Source organism: Tardiphaga sp. 172_B4_N1_3 (genome assembly GCF_052076035.1).
GTDB classification, from domain to species: domain Bacteria; phylum Pseudomonadota; class Alphaproteobacteria; order Rhizobiales; family Xanthobacteraceae; genus Tardiphaga; species Tardiphaga robiniae.
This window is the reverse complement of the sequence record NZ_CP197238.1, coordinates 2,024,417-2,038,554: the sequence shown is the minus strand read 5'-3', so window position 1 is coordinate 2,038,554 and position 14,138 is coordinate 2,024,417. Positions and strand designations below refer to the sequence as shown.

The window sequence follows — 14,138 nt, the reverse complement described above, 5'->3', positions numbered from 1 at the left end:
GCCGCGCGGGGCCCTTGTACCCCGCAGGTTTGGATCATCACGGAATAGCGCCATGAACTTTTCAAAATTCTTTATTGATCGTCCGATCTTTGCCGGCGTGTTGTCGACGGTGATTTTTCTCGCCGGCCTGTTGTCGATGCCGGTGCTGCCGATCTCCGAATATCCGGAAGTCGCGCCGCCGACCGTGGTGGTGACAGCGAATTATCCCGGCGCCAACCCGAAGGTGATTGCGGAAACGGTCTCGACGCCGATCGAAGAGCAGATCAACGGCGTCGAGAACATGCTCTATATGAGCAGCCAGGCGACCACCGACGGCAGGATGACGCTCAACGTCACCTTCCGCCTTGGCACCGATCCCGACAAGGCGCAGCAACTGGTGCAGAACCGCGTCTCGCAGGCCGAGCCGCGTCTCCCTGCGGAAGTCCGTGCGCTAGGCGTGACCACAATCAAGAGCGCCCCCGATCTTACCATGGTCGTGCATTTGCTGTCGCCGAATGACCGCTATGACATGACCTATCTGCGCAATTACGCCGTGCTCAACGTCAAGGATCGCCTCGCGCGCATCGAGGGCGTCGGCCAGGTGCAGTTGTTCGGTTCGGGCGATTATTCCATGCGCGTCTGGCTCGATCCGCAGAAGGTCGCTGAGCGCGGCCTGTCGCCGGGCGATGTCGTGCGTGAGATCCGCGCGCAGAACGTGCAGGCAGCGGCGGGGCAGGTGGGCGGTTCGCCCAATGAGCCGGGCCTCGACCTGCAGCTCTCGATCAATGCGCAGGGGCGCCTGCAGACCGAAGAGGAATTCGGCGAGATTATCGTCAAGAACGGCGACAATGGCGAGGTGACGCGGCTGCGCGACATCGCCCGTATCGAACTCGGCGCCGCCGACTATGCACTGCGCTCGCTGCTGAACAACAAGTCTGCAGTGGCAGTTCCGATCTTCCAGTCGCCGGGCTCCAATGCGATCCAGATCTCCGACAATGTCCGCAAGACCATGAGGGAGCTGAAGGAGAATATGCCGGACGGTGTCACCTACGACATCGTCTACGACCCCACGCAATTCGTTCGCGCCTCGATCGAGGCGGTGATCCATACGCTGCTCGAGGCCATCGCACTGGTGGTGCTCGTCGTCATCCTGTTCCTGCAGACATGGCGAGCCTCGATCATCCCGCTGATCGCTGTGCCGGTGTCGGTGGTCGGCACATTTGCCGTGATGCATGTGTTCGGCTTCTCGGTGAATGCGCTGACGCTGTTCGGCCTCGTTCTGGCGATCGGCATTGTGGTCGACGACGCGATCGTTGTGGTCGAGAATGTCGAGCGCAATATCGAGCGCGGGCTCGATCCGAAGAGCGCGGCCTATCAGGCCATGCGCGAAGTGACCGGCCCGATCATCGCGATCGCGCTGGTGCTGGTCGCCGTGTTCGTACCACTGGCCTTCATCACCGGCCTGACCGGGCAGTTCTACAAGCAGTTCGCGCTGACGGTGGCGATCTCGACTGTGATCTCCGCCTTCAATTCGCTGACACTGTCGCCAGCACTCGCCGCGCTGCTTCTGAAGGGCCATGACGCGCCGAAGGATGCGTTGACGCGCTTCATGGACAAGACGCTCGGCTGGTTTTTCGTCCGCTTCAACCGCTTCTTTGCCAGAAGCTCCGACGCTTATAGCGGCGGCGTGAAGCGCGTCGTCTCGCGCCGCGCGGCGGTGATGGGAATCTACGTTCTGCTGATTGGCGTCACCGGTTATCTGTTCCACGCAGTCCCGGGCGGTTTCGTCCCCGGTCAGGACAAGCAGTATCTGGTCGGGTTTGCGCAGCTCCCCGACGGCGCTACGCTGGATCGTACCGAAGAGGTGATCCGTCGCATGGGCGAGATTGCGCAGAAGGAGCCCGGCGTCGAGAATTCGATCCAGTTTCCGGGTCTGTCGATCAACGGCTTCACCAACTCGTCCAACTCCGGCATCGTCTTCATCGGTCTGGATGCGTTTGACAAACGCAAGGATCCGAGCCTGAGCGGAAATGCCATTGCTTTGTCGCTGAACAAGAAGTTTGCCGGCATTCAGGACGCCTTTATTGCCATGTTCCCGCCGCCGCCTGTGTCGGGTCTTGGCACGATCGGTGGCTTCAAGCTGCAGATCGAGGATCGCGCCGGTCTCGGCTATGAGGCGCTGAACGACGCCACCAAGGCTTTTATCGGCAAGGCAATGCAGCAGAAGGAGCTGGCCGGTCTGTTCTCAAGCTATCAGATCAATGTGCCGCAGCTCTATGCGGATGTCGATCGCACCAAAGCGCGGCAGCTCAATGTGCCGGTTACCTCGGTGTTCGACACGATGCAGATCTATCTCGGCTCGCTCTATGTGAACGACTTCAACAAATTCGGTCGCACCTATTCGGTGCGCGTCCAGGCTGACGCCAAATTCCGGGCGCGGGCCGACGATATTGGCCAGTTGAAAGTTCGCTCCGACAGCAACGAGATGATCCCGCTCTCGACGCTGCTGCGCGTTAAGGAAAGTGCAGGGCCGGAGCGCGCCATGCGCTACAACGGTTTCCTGTCGGCCGACATCAATGGCGGCGCGGCGCCCGGCTATTCCACCGGCCAGGCGCAGGACGCCGTGGCGCGTGTCGCCAAGGAGACGCTGCCCAAGGGCATCGACTTCGAATGGACTGAACTGACCTATCAGGAAATCATCGCCGGCAATTCGTCGCTGATCGTGTTCCCGGTGGCGATGCTGCTGGTGTTCCTGGTGCTCGCCGCGCAATACGAAAGCCTGACACTGCCATTGTCGATCATCATGATTGTGCCGATGGGCTTGCTGGCGGCGATGTTCGGCGTCTGGTTGACCAAGGGCGACAACAACGTCTTCACCCAGATTGGTTTGATCGTGTTGGTGGGTCTGTCGGCGAAGAACGCCATCCTGATCGTGGAGTTTGCCCGCGAGCTGGAATTTGCCGGGCGGACACCGATCCAGGCCGCGATCGAGGCCAGCCGTCTGCGGTTGCGGCCGATCCTGATGACGTCGCTGGCCTTCATCATGGGCGTCGTGCCGCTGGTGACGTCCACTGGCGCAGGCTCGGAGATGCGTCATGCCATGGGTGTCGCGGTGTTCGCCGGCATGATTGGCGTCACGGCCTTCGGCATCTTCTTCACGCCGATGTTCTATGTGCTGCTGCGCGCCATGGCAGGCAACCGTCCGCTGACCCAGCATGGCGAAGCGACGGTCGATCAGGCGGCGCCGCTGGCACCGGGATCGCACGAAGCAGAATCGCGCCCGCACGCCACGTCGCATTCGTAACGCCCGGGACCGGGGAAGGAGACGCCTGATGAGGGCTGCTGGTACACGAATGCGCCGTTTCGACCCATTCTAAGGCGAGGAATTGCGTAGCCTGCGTCCAAGGCTGTTGGAATCGCCCCCAATTGGCCGGGTGCGCTTTCCTCCACTGCACATCTTCCGCTACAATGCGAAAGGCACTGCAGGGGAATGACGGGTTGCGGACGGGCTTCTACAAATGCGAATACCGGGTTGATGAGGCGGTCGGTCGCAGTGTGATGTTTGTCGAGCATGGCAGCATGCTCGGCGGCAATTCCGCTTTTGCCCATATCGGCAGCTATGAGCTCCGGGGTGACGAGGTGGTGGCGGAGATCGAGAGCCGCCGCCACATGAACGATCCCAACTATCCCTCGCTGCTCGGCCAGGATGTGGCGACCATCAGCGTCACCGGCCGGCCCTATGGCGACACCTATCGTTTTCAGGGTTCGTCGCCGCAAATGCCGGGTGCGAAATTCGAGTCGGTCATGACGACGATCGATGACGGCGAGATGCCTCCGGCCGGACCGATCGGTGCGGGTAGCATCGCCAACGGGCTGTATTCGATCCATCTGCGCACACTCGACGGCATCGATGGCGGGCTCAACGGCGTGATGCTGCTGCATGACGGCCGCATCCTCGGCGGAGACGCGTTCTTCTATTATCTCGGCGCCTATTCCTCCGCGGACGGACGCTGGAAGGGCGAGATGCTCAATCAGGAGCACACGCCGGCAAAGGGCGAGAACCCGGTCTTCGGCGGCCATGAAATCGGTATCGGCTTTTCCGGTACTTGCGACGAAACCGGTGCCGAACTGGAAGCCACGGCGCTGGCGGGGAAGCGGAGCCTGCGGTTGCAGGCAGTGCTGAAGCTGATCCGCAAGGCCGTGTAAGTTCCAGGCTGGCGCACGGCTTGATGGGGTGCGCGCCTGTCCGTAATGTCACCGGCGAATGACACAGGTGGCGACAAATCCATGACCCAGCGTATCGGCGCGACGCCTCTGATCTGTTTGCTCGGTATCGCCGTCGGACTGGCTGTGCTGTGCGCGCCAACACGCGCGCAGGCCCAGTCCGCCGATCTGGTTCTGTGCGATCGCCTCGCGGCCGATCCTGCCGATCCCGACAAGCCTGCCGATGTGAAGGGCGTGGCCGATATTGCCAAAGCCGATATTGCCACCGCCATCAAATTCTGCCGGACCGCGTCCGGCGGGCCGCGCCGTGCGATGTTCCAGCTCGGGCGTGCTTACGCGGCCAATGCGCAGGCAGCTGAGGCGCTCGCGGCATGGCGCAAGGCGGCTGACAAAGGCAGTACCTCCGCCATGGTCGAACTCGGCGTCGCCTATGGCAACGGAACCGGCGTCGCGCGCGACGAGGCGCAGGCGCGCAAACTGTTCGAGCGTGCGGCTGAAGCCGGCAATCCGCGCGGCGTAAGCAATCTTGCGGCACTATCCGGAGGCGCAGGCGCGGGTTCAGACCCGGTGCGTGCACGGCAATTGCTGGCGAAATCCGCGGAGACCAATGCCGAGGCGCAATATCAGCTCGGCATGATGCTGTCGGAAGGCATCGGCGGCGCGAAAGACGATGTTGCGGCACGCAGCCTGTTCGAGAAGGCGGCAGCACAGAACCATGCGGGCGCGTTGGAGCGCATGGGCGCGTTCGCGCAAAGCGGCCGCGGTGGTGCGTCGGATAAGGATGCCGCGAAGGCCTATTATGAGAAGGCCGCAGCGCTCGGCGACGACGATGCGAAGAAGGCGCTAGAACGCATCAAGTGCCCTTACGTGCTCAAGGACAAGCGCGGCAACGTGGTCAGCAATATGTGCTTCTGATCAGCCTAGCCTGACTGCGGTCTGTCGCAGGCGCGCGCCGGCGTACCCACGTCGAATTCGCGCCGGTCATTCACCGACGGATCAACGAAATAGGTGACGGCGTTGAACGGCACCGTGACGCGCGACTTGATCCCCTTGAACCACAGGTTGACGCTGAAGCGATCCGCGGTGACGTTCAGTCGCTCGAACTGGTGCTGCAGCACGAACGTCATGTCTTCGGGATATTTGGCGCGCTGAGCATCTGGCACGATGACGCCGTCGAATGCCGTCTTGAACGTGATCTCGTAATAGTGCCGGCCGCGCAGACCGCGTCTGGCGACGTCGGCAAGCGTGGATCGAACCTCGGCATATTGGGCGAGCGCGTCGGTGGTGCAGGGCTGTTGTGCTGCCGCGTGTGATGTGAGCGCGGCCAGCATCATCATGGCAGTGGCGAATGATGCGGCGAGGGTGCGGAGGTCGCGAGGCAAGGATGGTGTCATGATCCTTTGTCGCGGCGGCAGCGGGCGGGTTCATGGGGCTGCGACAGCGATTTTCTGCCGCATGAGTCCGCAACCATTTGTTTGAAATTGGCCGCTTAACCTGCCGGTTCTGAGTCGCAATGGAGCCGCCTGTGAACGAGAGCCTGATCGCCATCTGCCAGTTGTTTCTGGTGCCGCTGACCATTCTGTTTGCCGCGGTGGGGGTGGCCAATGCGCGCTTCGTCAAGCTGTTGGTGTGTTTGCTCGGCGTCGGTCTCGCCGGCCTCTGGCTCTATCGCATCTATCTCTGGACCGGCCTGTCGGTGATCGATCGCCGCACGGCCTACGGCCTCGCGGGAGCCTTTGCGCTATGCTGGGTGCTGACGCTGCTGCATCAGATCAAGAGCAGCTTCGGTGGCGGATACGATCGCTAGGCTCAGGCAAATCTGAATCAGGCCAGCCCAAGCGAGAAGGCCAGCGTGCCGATCGCGGCATGCGACAGGATCACCGGCCAGATGTTGCGCATCCGCAGATAGGCGAAACCCCAGACGATGCCGACCAGGAACGTGTTGAGCAGCAGCACGCTGTCGCCATAGGCGATGTGGATCAGCGAGAATACCGCCGAAGAATAGATCACATAGGTCCAGGGCCTGACCTGCAGCCGATCGGTCATCAGTTTCGGTATAGACCGGCACACGACTTCCTGGCATGGGCTGGAGACCAGGACATAGAAGGGCGCGAAACTGAGCCAGACCGGCGGTTTGTGGTCGAAGGTCAGAAAGCGGGTCTGCGCCACCATGATTGCCGCGATGCCTGCCGTGATCGCGGCACAGAACAGCCAGTGCCTGATGTCAGAGGGACGGCTGAGGCCGAGTTCCGCGACCGAGAAGCCGGCCAGAAGGCACAGCGCGATACACAGCACGGACACCAGCAGCAACGCGGGAATGCGATATTCGAACGGCAGAAAGCCCCAGTGAATGGCGAGACCAGGCGCCAGCAGCAGCGCGGCAAATCCCGGCAGTGGAGCGATCAATCGCCATTGGAATCGTTGCTGTCGTAAAACCGTCATGATGTTCTATAGCTGAAATCATGTGGTGGTTTAAGGGCGGAGTGGCCACGCAGGCTGCGAGCGACGAAAGCGTGATCGTCGATATGTCAGCAGCAGGTGGTGACATTTCCGTCCGACGGTCTGCTCGGCCGTTGCTGGCCGCTCCGATGCGACAAAGGGGAACTCGCCGACTAGTATTGTGTCTCACACATCCGTCCATGACGTGAACAGCGCCGCCTGACCGCGTCGCTCGCCGTTCTCGTCTCTCAGTTCCCAGACGATGCCACCTTCGATCCAGAAGCGCCGGCCGGACTTGGCGATCCGCAACCCGCGATAATTGTCGATGAAGCCGTTACGCGCGACGGCATCCAGCAGGCGCTGGCGCTCGTCGCGGTTCGGCGCTTCTGCCGAGAGGCGCGACGGGATGGTGATGAATTCATCCCAGCCATATTCGAAGCAGCGCTGTGCGGTTCTGTTGGCATAGACGAAGACCGGATCGGCGGCAGTATTATGTGCGAGCACCGCAAATGGTGCGTCGCTGTAGAGCCACGCTGCATCTTGCCCAGGCGCCAACAGGGGCTTCCCGACAGTGCGGAGATAACTCCCGATGAGGAGCTTGAAGAAGGGTGCATCGAGTGCGAAAGCAGGCGGCGTCGGAGCGGTCACGGGACTCTCTCGGGGATAGGCTATGAGGACATAGCCCGCATGGCTCTATACGACATCGGCAGCGAAAGCGGTGCTGACTGCCCCGGAATGCATGGAGCAGCCGCTATCGGTCGGCAGGAAGGATCAGGTCGTGATCAACCTGTTCTCGAACGCCACGGTGCATTGATTCACGGAAACGGTAGCGTCCCGTTCGCCGACTGCGCGTCCCGTTTAATCCGATAGCTGCCCGGCTTATTTAGTCGTCGCATCGGCTGGGCTCTTGTTTTAGCCTCTCCCGAAAATGTCGTTCCAGGCGAAAGCCCAATGGACCGGCGCAAAGGGAGAAAACGTGAGCAACAACAAGAAGGGGCGATGGTTTGCCATCGCCGCGGTCCTTGCCGCATCGCTGTTCGCCGTAGCGCCAGGGCAGGCGCAGCAATATCCCGAGCGCAACATCACCATGGTCGTGCCATTTCCGTCCGGCGGAACGACCGACATCGTCGCGCGCATCCTCACCGAACAGCTTAGCACCGAACTCGGCAAGCAGGTGGTGATCGAGAATCGCGGCGGCGCCAGCACATCGATCGGTGCGCAAGTCGTGGCCGGTGCCGACAAGGACGGTTACACGCTTCTATTCGCCAGCGCGACGACCTTCACGACCAACCCGCATCTGCTGGCCTCCATCAAATACAAGCTCGAGGACTTTGCGCCGGTCGCGATGGTGGTGAAGGTGCCGTTTGCCTTCGTCGTGAAGAAGGACTTTCCGGCCGCCGACGTCGCGGCGTTTCGTGCCTATGCGCTGGCCAATCCGAGCAAGGTCAACAATGCCACCAACGGACCGGGCAGCACCGTGCACCTCATGGGTGAGATCGTGGCCCGCGGACTCGGCGTGAAGCTGCAGCATGTACACTATCGCGGTGCTGCGCCGGCGATGAACGACATGCTTGCGGGCATCGTCGACAGCAATGTGGAGGCGCTGACCAATACCGTGCCAAACCACAAGGCGGGCATGTACCGCGCGCTGGCGGTCTTGTCCGAGGAGCGCCTTCCGCAATTGCCTGATGTGCCGACCTTCAAGGAGCTCGGATTCCCCTCGATCGTCGGCGCGACATGGTTCGCAGTCTTCGCGCCCGCGGGTACGCCGCAGCCAGCACTGGACAGGTTGAGCGCTGCCATCACCCGCATCGTCAAGACGCCGGAATTTGCAAAGAAGATGGAGCCGATCGGCAATCAGCCGTGGCCGATGACGCCGGCGGAACTCGAGACCCATGTGAAGAGCGAGCGCGACCGCTTGGGCAAACTCATTCGCGAAGCCAACATCACGGTCGACTGACCGCGAGAACAAGATCAAGGGAGAACATCAATGAATGCAGTCGTCAGCTCACCCGCCGTGAAAGTCGTCCGTTCGGTGCAGGATCAGGTCAGCCCCGAGGAATGGCAGTCGCGCGTCAATCTCGCGGCCTGCTACCGCCTCACGGCGATGTACGGCATGACCGAGATGATCGCCAACCACATCTCCTGCCGCGTGCCGGGAACGGAAGACCAGTTCCTGATCAATCCCTATGGCATGCTCTATGAGGAGATCGATGCGTCGAGCCTCGTCAAGATCGACCTCGACGGCAACACGCTGTTCAACGCGTCCGACTACGCTGTGAATGCTGCGGGCTTTGTGATCCACAGTGCCATCCACATGGCGCGTCACGATGTCGATTGCGTCGCGCATACCCATACGGTGGCCGGCATGGCTGTATCGGCGATGGAATGCGGGTTGCTGCCGGTGGCGCAGACCTGCATGCGCTTCCTTCATGTCGCCTATCACGACTTCGAGGGCATCGCGGACAATCCAGAAGAGCGGGAACGACTGATCGCGCATCTCGGCAATCACGAGGCGATGGTGTTGCGTAATCACGGCCTGCTGGTGGTGGGCAAGACCATCGCCGCGGCTTTCAACGTGCTGTTCCGGATGGAGCGGGCCTGTCAGGTTCAGGTTGCAGCACTGTCGTGCAACACCAAGCTGATCACGCCGCCACAGAAGGTCCTGCAGGATACCTATGACCGCATGAAGCCACGCGACAATATTCCGGGCCTCAGCGGCGAACTGGCCTGGCCAGCGCTGCTCCGCAAGCTCGACCGGGTCGATCCGTCCTATCGCAACTGAGTTTGCGCTAGAGTCTGATCCATCTTCGATGGATCAGACTCTAGCTATTTTCTCTATGTGAGCATGATCTTGTCCGAAAACCGGTGTCCACTTTTCGGGATCATGCTCTAGCAGGCTCCGCGGCTGCCGGGCCCGCAGGCGTGGCATCCACCTGATGAACAGAAGGGATGCGCCGCATCAAGAATACGGCGCATCATAGGTTCGGCAGTCAGATGCGCGACTGCAGGTCCGCCTACGGCTTGAAGAAGGACACCGGCGTCATCAACTGGTTTTCCTGGCTGATGAGATAGGCGGCCTCGGCGCTGATCTTCAGGTAGTCGGCCCAGGCCGGGTCCTTCTGCAGCGCTTGGCGCTTGGCCTCGCGATCGGCTGGGCTGTCATAGACCCAGATGTGCATGTAGCTGTTGACGTTGCCGGTCTCGGTTTGCATGTAGGCCAGCGGCTTGCCCAGATGGCGGCTCTGGATCTCGTAACCGTGCTCGGCATACAGCGCCAAGTGTTTCTTGATCGTGCCGGGGCGGCAGGTGTAGGTGCGAACGTCAAGCAGCATGGGGTTTCCTCGAGCGGTGGCGGATCAATAGGGTCATTCGGCGGTGGCGCCGGACTGCGCGACAAGCACGGCCCAGCGCGCCACCTCGTCGTTCACGTATTTCTGGAATGTCGCCCGATCGTCGCCGACGGGGTCGGCGCCGAGCCCTTTGAGCCGCTCCTGGACAGCGGGGTCAGCCACGCTCTGAACAATGGTCTGCGCAAGCTTCTCGACGATGGCGGGGGGCGTGCCGGCCGGTGCGAACAGGCCGAACCACGAGCGTGCGTTCATGCCGGGGAACGGCGTTTCTGAGAAAGCGGGCACGTTGGGCAAGGCGGCGTGACGCGTGCTGCCCGTCACCGCCAGCGCCTTGAGCTTGCCACTCTGCACCAGAGAGAGAACTTCGGGCAGGTTGGCGAACATGATCTGCACTTGGCCGCCGATCATATCGTTGAGCGCCTGCGCGCCGCCCTTGTAAGCGACGTGCGTGATCTTCGCACCAGCCAGTGTGCTGAACTGCTCGCCGGACAGATGGGACGCGGTGCCCACGCCGCCCGATGCATAGTTGACGCTCGCGGCATTGGCCTTGGCGTAAGCGGCGAGTTCGCTCACCGAATTGACTGGCACCGACGGGTGCACCACCAGCAGCAGGGGCACCGACGCCAGGTTTGACAAGGCCGCGAAATCGCGCGTGAGGTTGTAGCTGAGCTTCTGGTAGAGCGATGCATTGATCGCGTGGCTCGATGTGGCCATCAGCAGCGTATAGCCGTCGGGCTCCGAGCGCGCCGCCGCGGCACCGCCGATATTGCCGTTGGCGCCGGCCTTGTTTTCCACCACGATCGACTGGCCGAGCCGTACCGACATGGCTTGCGCCACGGTGCGCGCGATCACGTCGGTGGCACCACCGGCGGCGAACGGCACGATCACGCGCAGGGGACGTTCTGGATAATCGGCCATCGCGCTGACTGAGGTGAGGGCCAATGCTGCGGCCACGACGAGGCTCCGCAACGGGATGATTGCTTTGTGCATTTTGTTTCCTCTGCCTCTTGTTTTTATGTCCTGCCGACGGCGCGCTCCGCAGATGCGGGGCGGTCGTGGCGGTGGGCGTCATGCCATGCCGACCTGCGCATACAAACGCGCAGGTGGCGATGGCAGCGCCCGGTCAGGCGTCCATGCGGGACACTCTATGCAGCCGCGCGGCGACGGCGCTAGGACGGATTAGACGTTGTGTTGGACTTTTTCGCGTGTCAGTCCAGTGGACGGCAATGCTTCCTCCGGAAGTCGCCCGGCGTGAGGCCGGTCTGCTTCTTGAAGAAGCGCGCGAAGTAGGCCGGATCCTCGATATTGAGGCGGAACGCGATCTCGGCGATGCCCGTTTCGGTGTTGCTGAGCCAGCGCTTGGCTTCGAGGACCACGCGCTCCTGCACCACCTGGCTGGCCGTGCGCGCCACAGTGCGCTTGACCGCATCGTTGAGCTGGCGCTCGCTCACGCCAAGCGCCTCGGCGTACTGGCCGATGGTACCGAAGCGCAGGTAGTGCGTTTCCACCAGCATCGCGAAACGGCGCGCGAGCGCCCGGTGTGGACCAACGCCACCGGCGGGCTCGTTGTCGGGGCACACACGGCGCAGGCGCGTGAGCAGGATCAGCAGGCTGGCCCGCACCACATCGGGAAATCCCGGCTGGCGATCGCGTGCCTCACGCTCCATCTCGCAGAGCAGTGGCAGCATGCCGTCATGCTGGGCCTGCGTGAGATAGAGCGCGCTGTTGCCGCGCGCAGGGTGGAAGAACGGAAGTTTCGCGACATCTTCGGCGCGCGGAAACATCCGCGCGAAGAAGTCGGTGCTGAAGTTCAGCACGTAGCCGTGAGGCTTGACCGATGACGTCCAGGCATGGACCTGGCCCGGCGAAAGAAAGAACACTGAGTGGTCGCGCACGTCGAAATGCGCGAAGTCGAGTGTGTGCGTGCCGCTCGCCCGGGTCATCCAGAGCAGATGGTAGTAGTTGTGCCGGTGCAGGAAACCGCGCGGGATGTCGTCGCGGTCCTCCAGTCGTACGAGGTCGAAGTAGAACGAGCCTTCGCCCGCGAAATCCGAGGTTTCAAAGGTCGGAAACTCGCCGGAGCGGGCGGAGAGGAGAGCTTCGGGCAAGTGAAGGTGTCCTTGCGGTTTCGGGGCACGGTTATCAGCGTCATCCTATCGCAAAAAGCCGGAGAGTACCGCGTGTTGGCGAATGCGACACCGGACGGTCTCTCCGAGGAGTTCGGCAGCTCTATAAGAATTCTGGGTGCCGCTCCATCACACCCGGGAAGTTGCGTCGGGGGATGCTCCTGCAGGCATTTTATGGCGTTCGTTCGGAAGGAGACCTGATGGAACGGACGCAGACGGCGGGTCGTCGCAACTGAGCTTGCGCTGGATCAATTGCAGAACGGATTTCGGGCGATGGCGGTTGCCGAGCTGGCCGCCGTCGCCTACATCAGGGCGCATGACGCAGACCTCCGAAATCGGCTTCACCAGCTTCCAGCCCTCCCTGAATGAAGAAAATATCGCGCTTCTGGTGCAGACCTTTTACGGCCGTGCCCGCGAGGATGATTTGCTGGGGCCGATCTTCAACAGCGCCGTGACCGACTGGGATCATCACATCGCGCAGATCAGCGATTTCTGGTCGTCGATGATGCTGAAGACCGGCCGCTACAATGGCCGGCCTATGCGTCCACATCTCGTGCTGCCGCTGAAGGGTGAACATTTCGATCGCTGGCTTTTGTTGTTCGAACAGACCGCGCGCGAGATATTTCCGGCTGAGGTCACCGAGGCCTTCATGACCCGCGCGCGCCGTATCGCTGACAGTTTCGAGATGGGCGTTGCCTCGGTGCGCGGCGAGATCGCTGCGCCGCGACATAGCGTTTAAGGCGGTAGGCCCGTGATGCAACGCCGGTCTTGCGAGAGCCGGCCGTTGCGCTAGGCTGCGACTCCAGCAAACCGGGAGTCGGTCCATGAAACGTCTGTCTGTCCTCGTTCTCTTGAGCCTGTTCAGTGCTGCGCCCGCAATGGCGCAATCCTGCAACGCCGTCAGCGGCGACGGCAAGCCGCTCGCGGGCGCTGCCAAGAAGAGCTTCATGAAGAAGTGCTGCGAGGACAACGCCAAGAGCGTCGAGGGCAAGCCACTGGCCGGCGCCGCCAAGACCTCATCGGTCAACAAGTGCATGAAGGGCTGAGGCTGCTGCCTCACGCATCCAGACGTGCAAAAGCCCGGCTCGCGCGGGGCTTTTCGATTCCGGGCTGAAGCGACGTCAACTCGAAGTCTTCGTCTCAGCTCTTCGCTTCGAGCTTGTCCTGAGTGTTCGTGTCGAAGTCGCTGGCGTCATGGCGTTCGCGCAACTGGCCGGCAGGGTCGCCCGAGGTGCGATTGACCATGCGACCGCGCTTCACGGCAGGTCGTGCCGCGATGGTCCTTGTCCAGCGCTGCAGGTTCTTGTAGCTCTGCACATCGAGGAAAGTGCCGGCATCGCCATAGATCGCATTCTCTGCGAGGCCGCCATACCAGGGGAACACCGCCATATCGGCGATCGTATAATCCTTGCCGGCGAGATACTCGTTATCGGCGAGGCGACGGTCCAGCACGTCGAGCTGACGTTTCGTCTCCATGGCGTAACGATCGATGGCGTATTCGATCTTGGTCGGTGCATAGGCATAGAAATGGCCGAAGCCGCCGCCGAGGAAGGGGGCGCTGCCCATCTGCCAGAACAGCCAGGACAGGCACTCGGCGCGTTCGGGGCCGCCCTTTGGAAGGAAGGCGCCGAATTTCTCGGCGAGATGCACCAGGATCGCGCCGGATTCGAATACGCGAAACGGCTTGTCGCCGCTGCGGTCGATCAGAGCTGGAATCTTGGAATTAGGGTTCACATCGACGAAACCCGAACCGAACTGGTTGCCGTCGATCCGGATCAGCCAAGCATCGTATTCCGCGCCTGTGTGGCCGGCTGCGAGCAGTTCCTCGAACATGATCGTGACCTTCTGGCCGTTCGGCGTCGCCAGCGAATAGAGCTGGAACGGATGTTTGCCGACGGGGAGCTCCTTGTCATGGGTGGGGCCGGCGATGGGCCGGTTGGTCGAGGCAAATTTGCCGCCGTTTTCCTTGTCCCAGGTCCAGACTTTGGGAGGCGTGTAGGGGGCGTCGGTCATGTCA

At 62.0% G+C, this 14,138-nt stretch carries 15 protein-coding genes; 8 read left to right on the top strand and 7 right to left on the bottom strand.

From position 1 onward, the window contains the following. Positions 1 to 52: 52 nt before the first annotated feature. The 3 genes from AB7783_RS09445 to AB7783_RS09435 all read left to right on the top strand — a co-directional run bounded on the left by AB7783_RS09445 (position 53) and on the right by AB7783_RS09435 (position 5,118). Positions 53 to 3,283, top strand: coding sequence for an efflux RND transporter permease subunit (locus AB7783_RS09445; RefSeq protein ID WP_441277469.1), 3,231 nt, complete (start codon positions 53 to 55; stop codon positions 3,281 to 3,283). A 194-nt stretch (positions 3,284 to 3,477) separates the two neighbouring features. Then, entirely contained in the window at positions 3,478 to 4,185 is a 708-nt protein-coding gene (locus tag AB7783_RS09440) for a GrlR family regulatory protein (RefSeq protein WP_441277468.1), read from the top strand. A gap of 81 nt (positions 4,186 to 4,266) precedes the next feature. After that, positions 4,267 to 5,118 carry a tetratricopeptide repeat protein gene (locus AB7783_RS09435; protein ID WP_441277467.1) on the top strand — a complete coding sequence of 284 codons (852 nt, stop codon included), beginning with the start codon at positions 4,267 to 4,269 and terminating at the stop codon, positions 5,116 to 5,118. A gap of 5 nt (positions 5,119 to 5,123) precedes the next feature. Here AB7783_RS09435 and AB7783_RS09430 read toward each other — a convergent pair whose 3' ends face one another. Next, entirely contained in the window at positions 5,124 to 5,597 is a 474-nt protein-coding gene (locus tag AB7783_RS09430) for a ClpXP protease specificity-enhancing factor SspB (protein ID WP_441277466.1), read from the bottom strand. Positions 5,598 to 5,728: 131 nt separating this feature from the next. Here AB7783_RS09430 and AB7783_RS09425 point away from each other — a divergent pair, with 131 nt between their 5' ends. Next, on the top strand, positions 5,729 to 6,010 hold the full coding sequence (locus AB7783_RS09425; RefSeq protein ID WP_089263998.1) for a hypothetical protein: 282 nt from the start codon (positions 5,729 to 5,731) through the stop codon (positions 6,008 to 6,010). A gap of 17 nt (positions 6,011 to 6,027) precedes the next feature. Here the strand turns inward: AB7783_RS09425 and AB7783_RS09420 are convergent, their stop codons facing one another. Both AB7783_RS09420 and AB7783_RS09415 read right to left on the bottom strand, forming a co-directional pair. Continuing rightward, entirely contained in the window at positions 6,028 to 6,645 is a 618-nt protein-coding gene (locus tag AB7783_RS09420) for a CPBP family intramembrane glutamic endopeptidase (RefSeq protein WP_184517320.1), read from the bottom strand. A 183-nt stretch (positions 6,646 to 6,828) separates the two neighbouring features. Continuing rightward, positions 6,829 to 7,290 (bottom strand): MEKHLA domain-containing protein, encoded by a 462-nt coding sequence (locus AB7783_RS09415; RefSeq protein ID WP_439058568.1) that lies wholly within the window; start codon positions 7,288 to 7,290, stop codon positions 6,829 to 6,831. 328 nt (positions 7,291 to 7,618) lie between these two features. On the opposite strand from AB7783_RS09415, the gene AB7783_RS09410 reads away from it, so the two are divergent. Both AB7783_RS09410 and AB7783_RS09405 read left to right on the top strand, forming a co-directional pair. After that, complete coding sequence (locus AB7783_RS09410) at positions 7,619 to 8,602, top strand: Bug family tripartite tricarboxylate transporter substrate binding protein (RefSeq protein WP_441277465.1); 984 nt, start codon at positions 7,619 to 7,621, stop codon at positions 8,600 to 8,602. Between the two features lie 30 nt (positions 8,603 to 8,632). Then, positions 8,633 to 9,427 carry a class II aldolase/adducin family protein gene (locus AB7783_RS09405; protein WP_441277464.1) on the top strand — a complete coding sequence of 265 codons (795 nt, stop codon included), beginning with the start codon at positions 8,633 to 8,635 and terminating at the stop codon, positions 9,425 to 9,427. Between the two features lie 232 nt (positions 9,428 to 9,659). Here AB7783_RS09405 and AB7783_RS09400 read toward each other — a convergent pair whose 3' ends face one another. The 3 genes from AB7783_RS09400 to AB7783_RS09390 all read right to left on the bottom strand — a co-directional run bounded on the left by AB7783_RS09400 (position 9,660) and on the right by AB7783_RS09390 (position 12,103). Next, positions 9,660 to 9,977 carry an NIPSNAP family protein gene (locus tag AB7783_RS09400; RefSeq protein ID WP_089264009.1) on the bottom strand — a complete coding sequence of 106 codons (318 nt, stop codon included), beginning with the start codon at positions 9,975 to 9,977 and terminating at the stop codon, positions 9,660 to 9,662. A gap of 33 nt (positions 9,978 to 10,010) precedes the next feature. Beyond that, entirely contained in the window at positions 10,011 to 10,985 is a 975-nt protein-coding gene (locus AB7783_RS09395) for a Bug family tripartite tricarboxylate transporter substrate binding protein (RefSeq protein ID WP_441277463.1), read from the bottom strand. A gap of 218 nt (positions 10,986 to 11,203) precedes the next feature. Continuing rightward, on the bottom strand, positions 11,204 to 12,103 hold the full coding sequence (locus AB7783_RS09390) for a helix-turn-helix domain-containing protein (RefSeq protein ID WP_441277462.1): 900 nt from the start codon (positions 12,101 to 12,103) through the stop codon (positions 11,204 to 11,206). 334 nt (positions 12,104 to 12,437) lie between these two features. Here AB7783_RS09390 and AB7783_RS09385 point away from each other — a divergent pair, with 334 nt between their 5' ends. Both AB7783_RS09385 and AB7783_RS09380 read left to right on the top strand, forming a co-directional pair. Further along, on the top strand, positions 12,438 to 12,860 hold the full coding sequence (locus tag AB7783_RS09385; protein ID WP_120292443.1) for a group III truncated hemoglobin: 423 nt from the start codon (positions 12,438 to 12,440) through the stop codon (positions 12,858 to 12,860). 85 nt (positions 12,861 to 12,945) lie between these two features. After that, a complete protein-coding gene (locus AB7783_RS09380; RefSeq protein WP_441277461.1) occupies positions 12,946 to 13,167 on the top strand; it encodes a hypothetical protein in 222 nt (73 codons plus the stop codon). Positions 13,168 to 13,261: 94 nt separating this feature from the next. On the opposite strand, the gene yghU is transcribed toward AB7783_RS09380, so the two are convergent. Continuing rightward, entirely contained in the window at positions 13,262 to 14,134 is an 873-nt protein-coding gene (yghU, locus tag AB7783_RS09375; protein WP_441277460.1) for a glutathione-dependent disulfide-bond oxidoreductase, read from the bottom strand. Positions 14,135 to 14,138: the final 4 nt, after the last annotated feature.